Origin of the sequence: Bacillus sp. 1NLA3E (assembly GCF_000242895.2) — a bacterium.
Classification (GTDB): Bacteria; Bacillota; Bacilli; order Bacillales; family Cytobacillaceae; genus Bacillus_BU.
In genome coordinates, this window is sequence record NC_021171.1 from 260,718 (window position 1) to 275,782 (window position 15,065).

At 39.2% G+C, this 15,065-nt stretch carries 19 protein-coding genes; all 19 read left to right on the forward strand.

Features of this window, described 5'->3' with window-relative positions; translation table 11 throughout:
- On the forward strand, positions 1-1,524 hold the full coding sequence (locus tag B1NLA3E_RS01455; protein WP_015592088.1) for a phage portal protein: 1,524 nt from the start codon (positions 1-3) through the stop codon (positions 1,522-1,524).
- A complete protein-coding gene (locus tag B1NLA3E_RS01460; RefSeq protein ID WP_015592089.1) occupies positions 1,521-2,423 on the forward strand; it encodes a phage minor head protein in 903 nt (300 codons plus the stop codon). Before B1NLA3E_RS01455 ends, B1NLA3E_RS01460 begins: the two co-directional genes overlap by 4 nt.
- 50 nt (positions 2,424-2,473) lie before the next feature.
- The gene (locus B1NLA3E_RS01465) at positions 2,474-2,704 is read left to right on the forward strand and encodes a hypothetical protein (protein ID WP_015592090.1); all 231 of its coding nucleotides are present in this window, start codon (positions 2,474-2,476) and stop codon (positions 2,702-2,704) included.
- A 12-nt stretch (positions 2,705-2,716) separates the two neighbouring features.
- Complete coding sequence (locus B1NLA3E_RS01470; protein WP_442852648.1) at positions 2,717-3,913, forward strand: XkdF-like putative serine protease domain-containing protein; 1,197 nt, start codon at positions 2,717-2,719, stop codon at positions 3,911-3,913.
- A 29-nt stretch (positions 3,914-3,942) separates the two neighbouring features.
- On the forward strand, positions 3,943-4,887 hold the full coding sequence (locus B1NLA3E_RS01475; protein WP_015592092.1) for a phage major capsid protein: 945 nt from the start codon (positions 3,943-3,945) through the stop codon (positions 4,885-4,887).
- A 12-nt stretch (positions 4,888-4,899) separates the two neighbouring features.
- Positions 4,900-5,205, forward strand: a complete 306-nt coding sequence (locus B1NLA3E_RS01480) for a hypothetical protein (RefSeq protein WP_015592093.1) — start codon at positions 4,900-4,902, stop codon at positions 5,203-5,205.
- A complete protein-coding gene (yqbG, locus tag B1NLA3E_RS01485; protein WP_015592094.1) occupies positions 5,205-5,612 on the forward strand; it encodes a protein YqbG in 408 nt (135 codons plus the stop codon). Before B1NLA3E_RS01480 ends, yqbG begins: the two co-directional genes overlap by 1 nt.
- Positions 5,612-5,956, forward strand: a complete 345-nt coding sequence (locus tag B1NLA3E_RS01490; RefSeq protein WP_015592095.1) for a DUF3599 family protein — start codon at positions 5,612-5,614, stop codon at positions 5,954-5,956. The genes yqbG and B1NLA3E_RS01490 overlap by 1 nt, the downstream gene beginning before the upstream one ends.
- A gap of 8 nt (positions 5,957-5,964) precedes the next feature.
- Positions 5,965-6,498, forward strand: coding sequence for an HK97 gp10 family phage protein (locus B1NLA3E_RS01495; RefSeq protein ID WP_041580833.1), 534 nt, complete (start codon positions 5,965-5,967; stop codon positions 6,496-6,498).
- A 403-nt stretch (positions 6,499-6,901) separates the two neighbouring features.
- On the forward strand, positions 6,902-7,072 hold the full coding sequence (locus B1NLA3E_RS25110) for a hypothetical protein (RefSeq protein WP_187292138.1): 171 nt from the start codon (positions 6,902-6,904) through the stop codon (positions 7,070-7,072).
- Between the two features lie 4 nt (positions 7,073-7,076).
- The gene (locus B1NLA3E_RS01505) at positions 7,077-7,484 is read left to right on the forward strand and encodes a phage tail tube protein (RefSeq protein WP_015592098.1); all 408 of its coding nucleotides are present in this window, start codon (positions 7,077-7,079) and stop codon (positions 7,482-7,484) included.
- 58 nt (positions 7,485-7,542) lie between these two features.
- A complete protein-coding gene (locus B1NLA3E_RS01510; RefSeq protein ID WP_041580834.1) occupies positions 7,543-7,875 on the forward strand; it encodes a hypothetical protein in 333 nt (110 codons plus the stop codon).
- 17 nt (positions 7,876-7,892) lie between these two features.
- The gene (locus B1NLA3E_RS01515; protein WP_015592099.1) at positions 7,893-8,288 is read left to right on the forward strand and encodes a hypothetical protein; all 396 of its coding nucleotides are present in this window, start codon (positions 7,893-7,895) and stop codon (positions 8,286-8,288) included.
- A 17-nt stretch (positions 8,289-8,305) separates the two neighbouring features.
- The gene (locus B1NLA3E_RS01520; RefSeq protein ID WP_015592100.1) at positions 8,306-8,590 is read left to right on the forward strand and encodes a hypothetical protein; all 285 of its coding nucleotides are present in this window, start codon (positions 8,306-8,308) and stop codon (positions 8,588-8,590) included.
- Complete coding sequence (locus B1NLA3E_RS23135) at positions 8,591-11,794, forward strand: phage tail protein (RefSeq protein WP_015592101.1); 3,204 nt, start codon at positions 8,591-8,593, stop codon at positions 11,792-11,794.
- Between the two features lie 15 nt (positions 11,795-11,809).
- Complete coding sequence (locus B1NLA3E_RS01535; protein ID WP_015592102.1) at positions 11,810-14,116, forward strand: hypothetical protein; 2,307 nt, start codon at positions 11,810-11,812, stop codon at positions 14,114-14,116.
- A 4-nt stretch (positions 14,117-14,120) separates the two neighbouring features.
- The gene (locus B1NLA3E_RS01540) at positions 14,121-14,633 is read left to right on the forward strand and encodes a hypothetical protein (RefSeq protein WP_015592103.1); all 513 of its coding nucleotides are present in this window, start codon (positions 14,121-14,123) and stop codon (positions 14,631-14,633) included.
- 11 nt (positions 14,634-14,644) lie between these two features.
- The gene (locus B1NLA3E_RS01545) at positions 14,645-14,917 is read left to right on the forward strand and encodes an XkdW family protein (RefSeq protein WP_015592104.1); all 273 of its coding nucleotides are present in this window, start codon (positions 14,645-14,647) and stop codon (positions 14,915-14,917) included.
- Positions 14,917-15,054 (forward strand): hypothetical protein, encoded by a 138-nt coding sequence (locus tag B1NLA3E_RS25115; protein WP_015592105.1) that lies wholly within the window; start codon positions 14,917-14,919, stop codon positions 15,052-15,054. Before B1NLA3E_RS01545 ends, B1NLA3E_RS25115 begins: the two co-directional genes overlap by 1 nt.
- Positions 15,055-15,065 lie beyond the last annotated feature (11 nt).

Below are 15,065 nucleotides of genomic sequence, written 5' to 3' on the forward strand. Positions count from 1 at the left end.
ATGGGCCAGCAAAAAATGAAAGCTAGAGTCATAAAGGTGGACCAACCATCCACCTCAACTAAGCAGATATATGACGATCCTTTTAAAGATTTATATAGTGGTGAGATCATTGCGCCTCCTTACAATTTAAAAGAACTGAAATTAATCGGTGAATATTCAACCATTATTCAGCAGTGTGTCGAAGCGTATAAAGTCAATATACTCGGGTTTGGATTTATTCCTAAGTATCGGTTTGATTACAATACCGATGATACATCAAATGAATTAAAAACACTTGCTGATAAGGAATGGACCAGGCTTGAAGAATTTGTTCGCTATCTTAACTATGATGAAGAAGCTGAAACGATTTTTGGTTTTGCTCTTGAAGATCGTGAGAAGATGGGCAATGGATATGTGGAAGTGTTACGAGACTCATTAAATATCCCTGCTGGTATTGAATATGCAGATGGACAATACATCAGAGTTTGCATACGTTCAGTACCAGAAGAAGTAGAGTATAAAATCACTATAAATGGTCAGGTAAAAACCATTAAGCGATGGCGCACCTTCAGAAAATATATTCAAGAAATTAATGGGGCTCGAGTCTGGTTTAAAGAATATGGGGATCCACGAATCATGAATCTTTCCACCGGTAAGTATGATGAGAGCACGCCTGAACATTTACGTGCTACCGAATTGATTCATTTTAAAATAGGATCTGGCACCTATGGCATTCCGCGATGGATTGGACATATCGTCAATTTATATGGAACAAGGAAAGCTGATGAACTTAACTATCTATATTTCAAACAAGGTCGACATACACCTGCAGCTATTGTGGTTGAAAATGGGATGCTATCAGATGACTCAGTTGCCCAATTAAAAGAGTATATGTCTGGAATTGAAGGAGTTGACAATGCTCATAAATTTCTTTTGCTTGAAGCTGAAGGGGTAGCAACGGAAGACGTTCACGGTGACGAAAAAGTAACACCAGTTAAGGTCCAGATTAAATCATTAGCTGAAATACTCCAGCAAGATGCATTGTTCCTTGAATACGATTCGAAGAGTAGGGACAAGCTTCGATCAGCATTTCGATTACCGCCTTTATACACTGGGGAATCACAGGATTACAACAAAGCCACAGCTGAGACCGCAAGAAAAGTAACCGAGGAACAGGTATTCCGTACTGAAAGAAAGACCATAGCCGGTAAATTAAACACCTTATTTTTAGGTGATTTAGATATTTTCAATGTTATGTTGACGCTGAATGGTCCTAACTTTGGAGATCCACTAGATACAGCTAAAGTATTAACACCATTTATTAATGCTGGATCAGCCGCACCAAATGATTTACGCGATCTATTGGGCCAGGTATTAGGAAAAGACTTAGAAATGTTCCCTGAAGAATACAATGTTCCTCTCCAAATGATGAGGAATGTACCAGCTCAACCATTATTACCGATCATGATGAGGAAATCAGCCAACAGTGATTTGGTTAATATCCTAAAGGATTTACGTGACGTTATTGAGGAGATGCAATCATGAGTAAGGTGGAGCGTCTCCTTAAGTCTATTAATGCTGTGATAAAGGCCAAGGAAGAGGATGAAGAGATCACTGATGTGGTACCTGACTTCCCCGGTTTAGATAAGATTCCCAAGTACATCGAAGATTATGAGAAGAAGGTAGCTAAACTATTTCGAAATCAGCGAAAACATTTTTTAAATGGAGTCAAAGATTATATTCAAAAGGATATTACCATCGAAGGATTATTAAACTTTCTTTCTCAAGATTTATTTGCTAGCGATGAATTCTTAGCGGATATGGAGGAAACAACAAAAGACTTTCTATTTTTGACTATTACGGAACTTACATCTGAGATCATGGATGCTATCGATAAGGATGTTGCCTTTAGTATCCTTTCGACACGGACTACCGATTGGATTGATTCCTGGTCCCATGATTTAGGTGAAATTATGAAATTGAATACTCATCAGTCGTTAGAAGATGCACTGAAAAAGGTGATTGAAGAAGGTGGATCTATTGCAGATGCTGAACTAGCCATAAAGGATTTGCCGCAGTTTGACCGACTTAGAGCACGGACCACAGCTATTACGGAAATATTAACTGCCTCGAGCCGTAGCCAATGGGAAGCATATATGCAAAGTCCTGCAGTAACTAAGAAAAGTTGGAAACATTCAGGTGGTAAGAAGAACAATCCACGAAAAGAGCATGAAGACTTAGATGGTACTGAAATTGGAGTGGACGAGAAGTTTGACGTAAATGGAAATGAAGCTGATTACCCACGAGATCCTTCTCTGCCAGCAAGCGAGAGGGTGAATTGTCATTGTGCGTTGGGACCCGTCGTTGATCAAGACATTATTGGTCTATCAAAAGAAGAAAAAGAGGTATTGAGACAACAAGTGTTAGATGAAATGAATACCTAAACCAGGTCACCAAATGAGGTGTTTTTTTATCATGGAATGGAGGAAACAAAATGGTAAGAGCTAAATTTGTATGTATTGAAAAAGGCGAGACTGGACATCAACCATGTCAAAAACAAGCAAAGGTAGTATTGCAACCTGTATTCGGTAATTCAGATGAAAACAAAAAGTTTTGGCAATATACTCCTACTGGTCGCATTGAATTATCAACAATAAATACTGATGCTGCAGAACAGTTTGAGGTTGGCAAAGAGTATTATGTTGATTTTACGAAGGCTGAATAATGCTGAAGGGAGGTGAACAAATTGGCAAGAGAACTTAAAAATGCAAATATTACACATGTTTCCTATGTGGATAAGGGAGCCAATCAAAAGCAATTCTTTCTTACTAAAGCAGCAGGATCCCCAACACCTACATTTCAAAAAGAAGTAAAAATCATCATGAAATCTGAGGATGAACAGCAACTTGTATATGGTGTTGTTTACGAACCAGACGTTGCAGATGCTCATGATGACATTATGAATGCTGATGAAATTGAAAAGGCAGCTCATAAGTTCATGAAAGACTTCCGCAATATCGATACTCAACATGATTTCGAACGTGGTGCTGGGGAGTTGGTGGAGTCTTACATCGCGCCTGTAGATATGGATATCGATGGAGAGATAATCACAAAGGGATCCTGGGTAATGGTTACAAAGGCCACTGATGATATATGGGAGTCAATCAAAAAAGGGGAGTTTACCGGATATTCGATGGCCGGAACTGCCGAGACAATTGAAAAGAAAGCATCAAAGCCTGTCGCTAAATCGGATGATGATGTGAAGGGCTTTTTTAATGCCATGAAATCATTCTTTTCTGGTGAAAAAATTCAAAAAGGTGCCGTCCGCGATAAGTACGAGCGCGGAATTAAAAGCCGCAATTTTTGGTCTGCGATGGATAGTTTCGAAACTGTGATTCGTTCTTACAATTGGCAAACCGATAACTATGAATTTGCTGAGGACGAAACAACAGTTCGTGAAGCCATACAGGATTTTACTGAAATCATGAATGAAATCTTACTAAGCAACAACGTATTAAAAGCTATTGGTAAACCGACCGAAGAAATTTTGAAAGCTGGTAAAAAGATTTCTGGGGCACGAATGGACCAAATCAATGCAGCTTATGAGGCACTTAAGGCACTTAAAGAAGAAGTAGATGGGGAGGAAGAAGTCATGAAAGCAGAAGATATTGCAAAAATGTTAGATGAAAAATTATCACCAATAACCAAGCGCTTAGATGCTATTGAAAAGGAAGAAGGTACAGGTGTCACTCCTACAGGTGAAGATGATATTGTTAAACAATTTGGTACGCTTCTTGATGAAAAGTTAACACCGATCAATGACCGTCTTGATGCTGTTGAGAAAGCTCGCGGAGTTTCTAAGCAAGTTCATCAAGAGCCGACTCCTGTTGTAAAGTCTAGCGATGGTCCATCTTACATGCGCCACTTTGAATAATAGTTTTAAAAAAAGAGAGGATGATATAAATGGCAACGAATCAACAAATTATCACAAAAGAAAATCAGCTTTCTACTATCAAGAAAAACATTGATATTCCAATGGCAACTAGTGATGCCCAAGCGTTCTTAATTGATACAATCAACAAGGCAACTACATTACCAAAATTAAACCCAATCTTCCGTGATGTTGCTGCAGGTAATTTAGATGCTTTAAGTGTTGGTCGTCGTAAAATTCGTGAGGCAAGCAAGGATGACGAACCGAACGGAACTGGAGCAATCGGTAAACGTAAAATTCCGTTTGCAGTTAAGAAAGTTAAATGGGATGAATGGTTACAAAACGATGACGTCTTTTACTCTCAGGCGGCCCGTGGTGATGATGTAGAAGCAAAGGTTATCAGCATGATTCAGCAACAGTTTGCCGTGGATCTGCAAGACCTAATCTTTAACGGGGACACAACAGCATTGTTACCAGATGGAGTGACTCCAGATCCTTTCTTATCTGTCATTGACGGGTTCGTAAAGAAATGTAAAACATCACCTTATAAAACTGTTCTTGGGGCAAATGAACCTACTATTTTGGATTTCGTGAACCACATTCAGTTACTTCCAGAACGTTATAAGAGCTTCTCAGATATCTGCTGGAACATTACTCGTAAAACTAATGATAAGTTGGTTGCATTAGTTTCTAACCGTGCTACTGGTTATGGTGATGCAGTTTTACAAGAAGGAAAGATTACTAGAATTGCTGGTTACCCAGTAGAAGTTGTAGCAGAGTTACAAAGTGGGTTTGCTTGCTTATGCCCACAATCTAACTTAAAACCAGTCTTTACTCGTGATTTACGTTACATCCGCACAGGGGTCGGCGCAACTGCAGCTGCTAAAGATGCGACCTACCATGTTCTTTATGCTTACCTTGACGCGGTTGTTCGTGAAGTAGAAGCTTGTGCATGGATGTCTGGAGATAAATTGTAAGGAGGAATTACAATGCCAAAAGTTCAATACAAATCAAAGGAAGGTGCTCTCCACATTGGTGGAGGGCACTTCTTTTATCCAAATGATCCGGTTGAAGTATCTGTCGAGGAAAAAGAGCAACTACTAGCTGACTATGGAGAGTACTTAGAAGAGGTACTTACTCCAGAGTTACACACAAAAGCAACCCTAAAAAAACTGAATAAAGAACAACAAGAAGCCATTATTGCTCAGTTCGATGGAGATCCTGTTACGCCTCGTAATGAAGAAGAACGGATTACATTAATTCTTGATCTACAAGAAAAGAAGGCGGCCGAGTAATGCCTAGGATTACGGCTGCAGATGTAATTGGATATACCGTTTTCGATAAGGTGAAACAAAGACCACCGACATTATTAGAAATGGATATCATCGAGGCAGACCAGGAAATTAAATCAATTGTGGGCCACACATTTAATGGAGTGGATACAGAGGGAAATCCTTTGTATCCAGCATTGCCTCCAGAGGTTGAAATTGCCTATTTAAAAATGGCGCAGTTCTTTGCTTTGATCAATAGCGACGAGTCAATCACAAAAGGTTATCAGAGCGAACGTATTGGAGATTACTCCTATACATTGGCTAATGGACAGACTGTTCGAAAACCCGATGTGTTTGACCTACTATCAGCCTATATTCAAGAAAAAGAAAAAACAACCGGCAATACGAGGATGAAAATGAGGTCGATCTAATGAGTTATCAAGATTTATTGACCGATCGTTGTGCCGTTTATCATCTAGTTGAGAATCAAGAGGCAGGTTCCTTTGGTGTTCCTGGGGAAACTGCCTATTCTTATCCAGTTCTTTCAGATTTGCAAAACGTCTCTTGCTTATTTGCAAAAGAGTCTACAAAAGTAGTGAAAGAAGAGCCAGGAGTTGAAATTGTTCAATCGTTCCGGGTTCATTTTTTAATAAATACAGATGTCCGGTTTAACGACAAGATTGTTTTAAATGGAACCAGCTATCGTCTTGAGATTCCTCGAAATATTAGAGGTCATCATATTGAGGTGACTGCTATAAGGAATGATCTGATTTGAAAACAAGAGTGAAGGTACATGGAATAGAAAAGGTATTAAAAAAGATTGAGAGACTTGCGGATCCGGAATTAAAGAAGCAATTTGCATTATGGCTAGAAGCAACAGGATTTGAATTTTTGGATATTGTCCAAGATGAAATCATTCGCTTGCAAGTCGTTGATTTTCGTAATCTATTGAACTCCTTTAAAAAAGGCGACAAAGATAACGTTTGGGCAATAAAAAATGGAGGATTAACCCTTAATATCGGGACAAATTTATCCTATGCGAAAATCGTAAACGATGGGCACTGGACAGTTAAATCTAGTACACCAGGTGCTTTTGAATTAAAAAACGGAACATTAGCTAGATGGGTTCCGGGAAAATGGAACGGATCACGTTTTGAATACGATCCATCTTCTGATACAGGGATGTTATTAAAACAACAATGGATAGAAGGTCAGCCGTATTGGGATCAAGCCGTAGCCATATTCGAGAAGATATTTGCAGCTTCTTTTGAAAGGAAATTCAGGCAGTGGATTCAAAGTGAGCTAGGGGATGGATAATGTGGAACAAATGCTAGGTTCGATTCGAGGGTATTTTTATTCCCAGTGGCCAGTCAAAGTATATTCAAAAACAATACCAGAAAACATAGAAACAACCAGCATGTACTTCCCTCCTCCCTAGCACATTAGATACCAATTTTAGTAAACAGGATTATGAAGTTGTCTATCTATTGTCGGTAAAAATTTTTCATAAAACGTCCTCAGAAGCTCTTATTCAGGCAGAAAAAATCGCAAATAGTATAAGACAAAATAAACGAACTATTCCTGTTTTAAATCAAGATGGGACTATAACAGAAGATAAAATTATATTTTCAAAGATTGATTGTTCCATTATTGCAGATAACTTAGCTGTTATGAAGATTCAATGGGCGAAAGAGTATCCGTATAGTTAGGACGTGAGTCAATGTTTAAATTTAGAGTTTTAGTACAGTTTTCATATAACAATGATATGTACAATCCTCGGCGACAAACCTATCAACTTGATGATGAAATCGTCAAAGAATGGGAAAGTTCCGGATATGTAAAAATCGTAGAAAAATCTGCGAAAGATGATAAAAAAACAAAGGAGGAATAGATAGATGCGCGGAGTAGACGTAATTATTCAAGTTGAAGGTGCAGTCGCTGGAACATTTATCACTATTGCCAGTCAACGAGGTGCAAAATTCACGGAAGAAGTAGATACAATTGAAACTACTAGCAAATCTTCTAATGGCTGGAAAGAGTATGATTATGCTTTAGCTGGTTGGAAAATTTCCTGTGATGGTGCGTATGTTTTAAATGATGCTGCATACGACAAGTTAAAAACAGCTATGCGGAATAAGACAAAAGTAAAAGCAAAATGGAGTGAAACTGGCTCGAGCGGTGACGTGGAAACTGGGGATGCACTTGTAACAAGCCGAGAATTAGACGCACCTTATGATGCAGAGGTAACATATGCCTTTGAACTATTAGGAACCGGATCACCAACAACCGTTACTAATCCTTAATTTAAAGTCCGTTTTATACGGGATTTTTTATTTTTTTTGAAAGGGGAGTATGTTTCAATTGGCTCAATTAAATGTTCAAAACTTGCCTATAAACGGTTTGGTTAAAACAATGTCTTCAGCATCTGCAGGCGGCGATACTTTTACAAATGACGGAAATACTATCCTTTATGTAAAAAACGGAGGAGCATCACCTGTTACCGTAACCGTTAATTCTGTGGCCCCTTGCAGCCAAGGATTTGATCATGATCTTGTTGTTTCATTAGCAGCCGGTTCCGAAATTTCTTTTCCTAAGCTAGATCCATATCGATTCAATGACCTATCGACAGGACTTGTTTCAGTATCATATAGCACTGTTACATCAGTAACAGTAGCTGCGGTAAGACTTAACTAATTCAGGAGGGTATTTATATGTCTAACTTAAAAACCTATGTAGAAGTTCATTTTGGTGGAAAACAAAGACTATTAAAATATGATGTTAATTCAGCTTGTGACTTAGAGGACCACTTTGGTAAAGGTGTCCCAGCAATTTTAAATGAGGAGCAGATTGGATTCCGTTTATGCCGAGGCTTTTATTGGGCAGGTCTTAAATGGAAGGAGCATGGGCTTACGATTCAGCGTGTAGGATTGATGTTAAACAAAGAAATTCAAGAAGAAGGAAAAACCATCATGGATATGATGGAGCCAGTAATGGATGCGTTGAAAAAATCAAGACTATTAAATGCTCCAAAAGATGAATTTGATGAACAAGACGCGGTTGGCAACGAAGAAGAGCCAGATGAAGATAGTGAAGTTACCCCAAACTAAATAAGGGTTTAAATTGGGTGCTTATTAAGCAAATAGCTTACGGACCTCTTAATTTAAGCCCTGAACAATTAGGTAGATTAACGTACGGCGAATTTTTGGACTTGTACGATGGATATAAGTGGCGAGAAAAAAGGCGATTGGAAATGTTGGCTTTATCCGCTTCGTGGATTACAGCTCCCCACCTTAAGAGGCCAATTGATCCCAATGATTTATTAAAACCTGCTGCTAAAAAGAAAAAAGTTACCCAAGAAGAGAAAGAGCGTGTAACGAGAGAAATTGAAGAGAGATTGGGGGTGAGGTAAGTGACCACAATCGCGGAAATGATGATCGAAATCGGCGCCGATACTTCTGATCTTGATCGCTCAACGAGGCGAATGGAAAATGAAATACGCGGAGTTGGCAGTACAGTAGCAACACTTGCGGATGATATGGGAACAAGTACTGCAAATATGCAGCGACAATGGCGGCAAATGAGCGAACAAATGAAACAGGCAGTTCGGCAAAATAAGGCAGCATTAGCACCATTCAAAGCTCAACAGCAGGAAATCCAATACGAGTTTTTTCAAATGGCTCAAGGTATGGGGGAGTACCAAGGATCCACACAGGAGTTTATGAATGAGCTGACACAATTGGGTAACAGGAACAGACAAGTGAATGACCAAATGATCTCTAATAATAATCTGGCACGGATGGGATTTATTCAAGGAATTGCAACTATGCTAGCCAAAAGTACAGCATCTAGTAAAATAGCTGCTAATTTTAATCGTATGAATAACCCATTATATAGAGTTAATAACGGATTATTAGCTATTAGTGGTGGTATGGAGAGAATGGCGGCAAGAGGACAGCCGGCAGTATTAGCTTTAAGGATGTTGGGACCAACAGCAAGCATGAAAGCACTTAATGATATGACTATGATGATTACGGCGGGGATTATGCGGATGCAAATGGTGGCTATGGGAGCAGCGGTTGTAAGCGGGATTCTATATACTTCTCTAGCGAAAGCAGCGTATGAATCTGTTCCTAGCTTTAAAAAGGCTGCAGATGAAATGAAGGCATCAGTAACAAAAGCATTTGAACCAATGGTCCAAGCTTTTGCAGCTGTGGTTACACCTATTATGAAGGTGATCACGGCCATTGCCAATTTGGCCATAAAATTTAATGAAGCGCACCCATTTTTAGCCAAATTAATCGCTGGATTTTTAATGCTGATACCAATATTAACTTTAATTCTAGCACCATTAGCTATAGGGATCGGATTATTCGGAGGGATGCAGGCGGCTTTTTCAGCACTATGGCCATTAATTGGACCTATTGTAACTGGGCTAGCTTCCATGTTGGGAACAGTAATATTAGTTTCAGCAGCATTAGTAGGTGCAGGGGCCGGAATTGTTTGGCTATGGAAAAATTGTGAGGGATTTAGAAAAGCCATCGAGGCTTCTGTGAATGCGATTAAATTTTTTGGACAAGTGATTCTTGATTTAGGTAAATATTTATTCTGGGCAGCTGTTGGTGGTGACACTGCTAATGACTGGCTAGGTCACCTACCTAAAGGGTTTCAAAACGCAGCAAAACAAATAGGAGATGCAGTAGCTGCAATAAGTAATACTGTTACAAGTTTGGTTAAATATCTATTCTGGGCGGGTGTTGACGGTGACGCTGCCAATGATTGGTTAGGTCATCTACCTAAAGGGTTTCAAAACGCGGCACAAAGTATGGGGGTTTTTGTAGCTGCATTATCAGATTTAGGAAAATACCTCTTTTGGACAGCAGCTGATGGAGATTACGCAAACGATTGGCTAGGACACTTGCCGAAGGGTTTTCAAGAAACAGCACAAAAAATGGGTATTTTTATCTCTGCATTAGAAGATTTAGGTAAATATTTATTCTGGGCAGCTGTTGGTGGTGACGCTGCTAATGACTGGCTAGGTCATTTACCAGAAACATTCCAAGGAGCAGCACAAGCAATTGGGCAGGCTGTAAGTAATATCAGAAGTACCATAATACAATTATTTAATGCCATAAAAGCGGCCTTCAGCGGTGATTTAACACCGCTGACACAAGTGTTTGCTCAATTGGCCCCAACAATCATTTCGTTATTAGTCGGAGGAATTCCTTCGCTTATAATGACTGCAGCTCGGTATTTACCTGCGATTGCTCAAGGACTTAGCAATAATGCCGGCTCTGTTTCCGGAGTCATAAACAACATCATCTCAAATGTTGTTAATCTGTTTACAACAGCTCTTCCGAAATTACTCACAGTAGGATTGCAGATTTTGCAAAATATCATTAATGGAATCACACAAGCTTTACCAGTTATTTTGCCAATATTGATTAATACGATAACGGGATTATTAACGGGAATTCTAGAACAAATCTCTATAACATTACCAATTCTACTAAATGCCGGTATTCAAATATTAATGACTTTGGTAAACGGAATTGTACAGGCATTGCCAAGTATTTTTACTGCAATTATCACAGTAGTTATGACACTTGTAAATGAAATTGTTACCAATTTACCTATAATCCTAAATGCTGGAATTGAAATACTCTTAGCGTTAGTTAATGGAATAACTCAAATGCTTCCACAATTAATCACTTTGGCTCTAAATTTAATTACCCAAGTTGCAAATATGTTGATTCAGAATTTACCGATGATTATAGACGCAGGAATTAAAATTTTATTGTCTCTAATCGATGGAATTATTCAGATTTTGCCGCAATTAATAGATGCAGCTGTTAAATTAATTGTTCAGGTAGCAACAACATTAATTGATCAATTACCTAAAATAATTGACGCTGGGGTAAAATTGCTTCTTGCTTTAATAAATGGGATAGCAAAGATATTACCACAATTGATTATTTGTGCAATTGATCTCATTGTGCAGATAGCGTCGGCATTGATTAGTAATTTACCTAAAATAATCGACGCTGGTGTTAAATTACTAAAGGCATTAATCAGCGGAATCATTCAATTGGCTAGTAGCTTAGGTTCGGCTATAAAAAATGACATCATCCCTCAGATTATCGACAAATTAAAAGAGGTAGATTTATTGCAGATTGGGAAAGACATCATAAATGGGCTTATAAAAGGTATCGGAAGCATGGTTGGCGCAGTCGCAAAAAAAATTGGTGAAGTTGCTGGGAACATTAAAGACACAATTACTGGTGCACTCGGTATTCACTCTCCATCTCGCTGGATGCGTGACATGATTGGTAAAAACATTCCTCTAGGAATGGCTATTGGTATTGAGGCAGAGAGTGGCAGTGTTATAGATTCATTGAATTCACTGGCAAAGGATACTCAGAAATTTGCTACACAATTACTTCAACCACCAGATTTACCATCATTATCAAATCAAGCTTTAAGTCATGAAATTGCTCACCAATCAAGTAATGGCCAGCCTATTTACATTGAAATGGACGGACGAATTGTGGCAAAGGGTATCATGCCTCATGCGGTAAATGAAATCAGGCAAAAGACCGGAATTAAGTTTAATTAAAAGGAGGGGCGCTTGATGATTATTAAGATTGCGGGCGCAACCGTTGATTATCAACAGGGGAGCATTGATATCGATGATGCCATCGGAGCACGATCAACGGCCTCTTTTTCGATTATCGACAGGGATGGAACACAAAGTTATTCAAAAGGGGAACAGGTAGGAATTTTTAACCAATTACCCTCTTACGATTCAATCACAGCCAACTACGTGGGGAAAATAGCAGGAAGTGTTATTGAGAACGGAAATATCATGAAATATGCAAGTAGTGCTACATTATCTGCTCCGTCAGCATTTGCTACCGAGGGTACTCAAGCACACTACGATTCTTCTGAAGCTTTGGATGGTTCTTTGTTCAACGCTGCAACAACGACTTCAGGCGCTATGAGACAAGTTCTATATCGGTTTGATATTATCCGTGCATTGACCGACAAATACGGTTCAGCGGTTTGGCAAGGTAAAACTGCTTTATCAGATAAGATTGCATTAGCGAAAACATATATTAGTGGATGGACAGCGAACTGGTACGGATGGGGAAGTTCTCCAACTGGTAACAAAGCTTATTTTGCTGTTTATTCTTCTGTATGGGGGACAACTAAGTCACATACAAACGGTACGGTTACTAAATTGTCGATTCCGTCTACATCGACAACTTTTATTGATGCGTACGGTTATATCAATCTTATCGCCTATGCTGACCCAAGTGACGGAGTAACAGCAAGCTATGTGAGAACAGACTATATTGAACTAATAATAGGTTTGAATCCTGATGCTACGCTGGATAAGGTCTTCGGCGGTGTTATCGATAAACCGGTTAGTAAATATTTAAGTGTGTCTAGTAATGCCAAAGTTCATAATATCCAATGTGTGGATAATCTGTTTATCACGGATAAACGGAATATTGCCAAGGTTTATACGAATATGTTAGCCGGTGATATCGTTAAGGACATATTGACCAATTACTTATCAATAGAGGGTATTACCACAGGAGTCATCCAGGACGGGCCGACCGTTACAGAAGCTGTATTCAACTATATTAGCGTCACAAGAGTACTTGAACGCTTAGCTGAGATTGCTGGATTCGAATTCAACGTAGACAAGGATAAGAAGTTACAGTTTTTCCACCGGGCAACGAATTACAATAGCACCGTCATTACGGAAACAAGCGATATTAAAAACGTTTCTGTTGAGCCGGTAGCGGAGGATTACCGAAATAAGCAATACATCAAAGCAGGGATGGATACCACTGATCCGCAAACTCGAACATTCAAGGGGGACGGTACCACCAAAACTTTTACACTGGATTATCCCATGGCAAAAGTTCCAACTATCTCTGTAAATGGGTCTGCTAAAACAGTAGGGATTAAGGGAGTCGATTCCGGAAAAGATTTCTATTGGAACAAAGGCGAAAATATTATCTCCCAAGATGATGCAGGATCTCCTTTGACAAGCTCCCAAACATTATCCGTCACTTACCAAGGCTTGTTTAACATCGTGGCAGTTTCCTATGATGATACAGAAATCTCAAGAATGAAGAATCTTGACGGAACGAGCGGAATCTATGAAGAAGTTACTGACGATATGTACATTACCAGTCGTGAAGCTGCTTTTGATGATGCAGCGTCAAAACTTGCCAGATACGCGAAAGTTGGACGGAGAATTACATTTGATACAAAAATAACAGGTTTAATGTCCGGCCAATTAATTCGAATGAATCTAGCAAGCTATAGCATTGATGATTTTTACTTGATAGAGAGCTCAAAAGCCACAGAGCTAGGAACCAATGACGGCAGGATGATTTATTCCGTATCTGTTGTAGATGGATCTGCAACAGGGGGATGGGCGAACTTCTTTAAACAGCTGGCCAACAAGGGAGAAGCCTTTGTCCTCCGAGAAAATATTCAAGAGAATGAAATTCTATCGACATTGCAGACTTTTTCAAAGACTTGGACGCAAGCGGAACAGCCAAACATTTTCGCGAAAATTTACCCAGGTTCTGCGATTATGCCTGGTTCTAGCCTATATCCTTCTTTTGAAGACGCAGACAGAGTTAAATACTTAGTTTTCTATAATTCAAGCAGTGTAGAATTGTTTAGAAAACCGATTACCAAGCAAACCACAACAAGTACAAGCATTGTTTCAACTACCTATATCGCCCCGTATGAAGCCAATAATATCGCGATTGGTTCGGTAGGATGGATTGGAGGAGCAACGGCAAATGCAAACGCAGGAACGGGTTTAATTGTTGATAAACAAACATTTATCAAAACGAAAACGACCTTAGAAAGCCTTCAAATCGATAAGACAGATACGAAAGGATGGTGATACGATGCCTTACACTAAAACTAATTGGATAGATGGAACTACACCGATTACGGCAGCAAAGTTAAACAACATGGAAAATGCAATTGAGGCTTTGGATCTGAACCCAAAATTAAAAGATTATAAAGCATGGTACACTACGAGTGCAGGTAAAACGTTGGCATCTACTACATGGACACGACTTACTTTCAATGTCGCAAAAGCAAATGCTGGTGGGATGTATAAAACAGGTGATACATTCGCCATTCAGAAAACAGGATGGCATAGATTCGCGGCAAACATTCTTGTCCATCTCCAAATGGGTGTAGGAGTTTATGTAGAAGTTTGGAAAATAGGTGATGCTGCAGTTAAACATAGAATAATCGGAGTACTAGCTGTCACTGGTGAAAGTTGGAATAGTCCAAGTGGAGAAGGTCTAATTTACTGCACTCAGGGAGAGGAATATGAATTTGTCATTCAGCAGACCAGCTCTGATAGTAGACCATTAAATGCTTATAATTGTTTAGTAGAGCTTGTGTAAGGAGTGGTGATATGAATTTATTTAAATGCATTATATATCTGCATCCGAGTTTGGAAGCTAATAAAGATTTTATACTAAAGGATGACGGAACTGGTCCATACATCCTTGAATGGAATGCAGATTTACCTATTCCAAACGAGGCAGAAATCATCCAAGCATGGGAACAAATTAAGGACATACCAGATCCAGAACCGCCATTAACTCCACTTGAACAGCTGCAAAAAAAGCAAGAACTTATGCAGCAAGCCATTGATGATCTTATCCTTTCAGGAGGTGTCTTTTAATGGCAGCATACATGGCTCAGCGAATCATAGATGGTGCATACACATACGATTATGTTTTATCAAAGCGTTTAGACCTCAAAGAAGGGATTGACGCTTATTTAATTTCTCAAGGTAGAGAAGATTTAATTACACAATAAGGAGGTATTAC

Bases quoted from the DNA above. Each gene is read 5' to 3' on its own strand.
- B1NLA3E_RS01460 (WP_015592089.1), top strand. From the start codon at position 1,521: ATGAGTAAGGTGGAGCGTCTCCTTAAGTCTATTAATGCTGTGATAAAG.
- B1NLA3E_RS01490 (WP_015592095.1), top strand. From the start codon at position 5,612: ATGAGTTATCAAGATTTATTGACCGATCGTTGTGCCGTTTATCATCTA.
- B1NLA3E_RS01455 (WP_015592088.1), top strand. From the start codon at position 1: ATGGGCCAGCAAAAAATGAAAGCTAGAGTCATAAAGGTGGACCAACCA.
- B1NLA3E_RS01540 (WP_015592103.1), top strand. From the start codon at position 14,121: ATGCCTTACACTAAAACTAATTGGATAGATGGAACTACACCGATTACG.
- B1NLA3E_RS25110 (WP_187292138.1), top strand. From the start codon at position 6,902: ATGTTTAAATTTAGAGTTTTAGTACAGTTTTCATATAACAATGATATG.
- B1NLA3E_RS01475 (WP_015592092.1), top strand. From the start codon at position 3,943: ATGGCAACGAATCAACAAATTATCACAAAAGAAAATCAGCTTTCTACT.
- B1NLA3E_RS01535 (WP_015592102.1), top strand. From the start codon at position 11,810: ATGATTATTAAGATTGCGGGCGCAACCGTTGATTATCAACAGGGGAGC.
- B1NLA3E_RS01480 (WP_015592093.1), top strand. From the start codon at position 4,900: ATGCCAAAAGTTCAATACAAATCAAAGGAAGGTGCTCTCCACATTGGT.
- B1NLA3E_RS01505 (WP_015592098.1), top strand. From the start codon at position 7,077: ATGCGCGGAGTAGACGTAATTATTCAAGTTGAAGGTGCAGTCGCTGGA.
- B1NLA3E_RS01465 (WP_015592090.1), top strand. From the start codon at position 2,474: ATGGTAAGAGCTAAATTTGTATGTATTGAAAAAGGCGAGACTGGACAT.
- yqbG (WP_015592094.1), top strand. From the start codon at position 5,205: ATGCCTAGGATTACGGCTGCAGATGTAATTGGATATACCGTTTTCGAT.
- B1NLA3E_RS01515 (WP_015592099.1), top strand. From the start codon at position 7,893: ATGTCTAACTTAAAAACCTATGTAGAAGTTCATTTTGGTGGAAAACAA.
- B1NLA3E_RS25115 (WP_015592105.1), top strand. From the start codon at position 14,917: ATGGCAGCATACATGGCTCAGCGAATCATAGATGGTGCATACACATAC.
- B1NLA3E_RS01545 (WP_015592104.1), top strand. From the start codon at position 14,645: ATGAATTTATTTAAATGCATTATATATCTGCATCCGAGTTTGGAAGCT.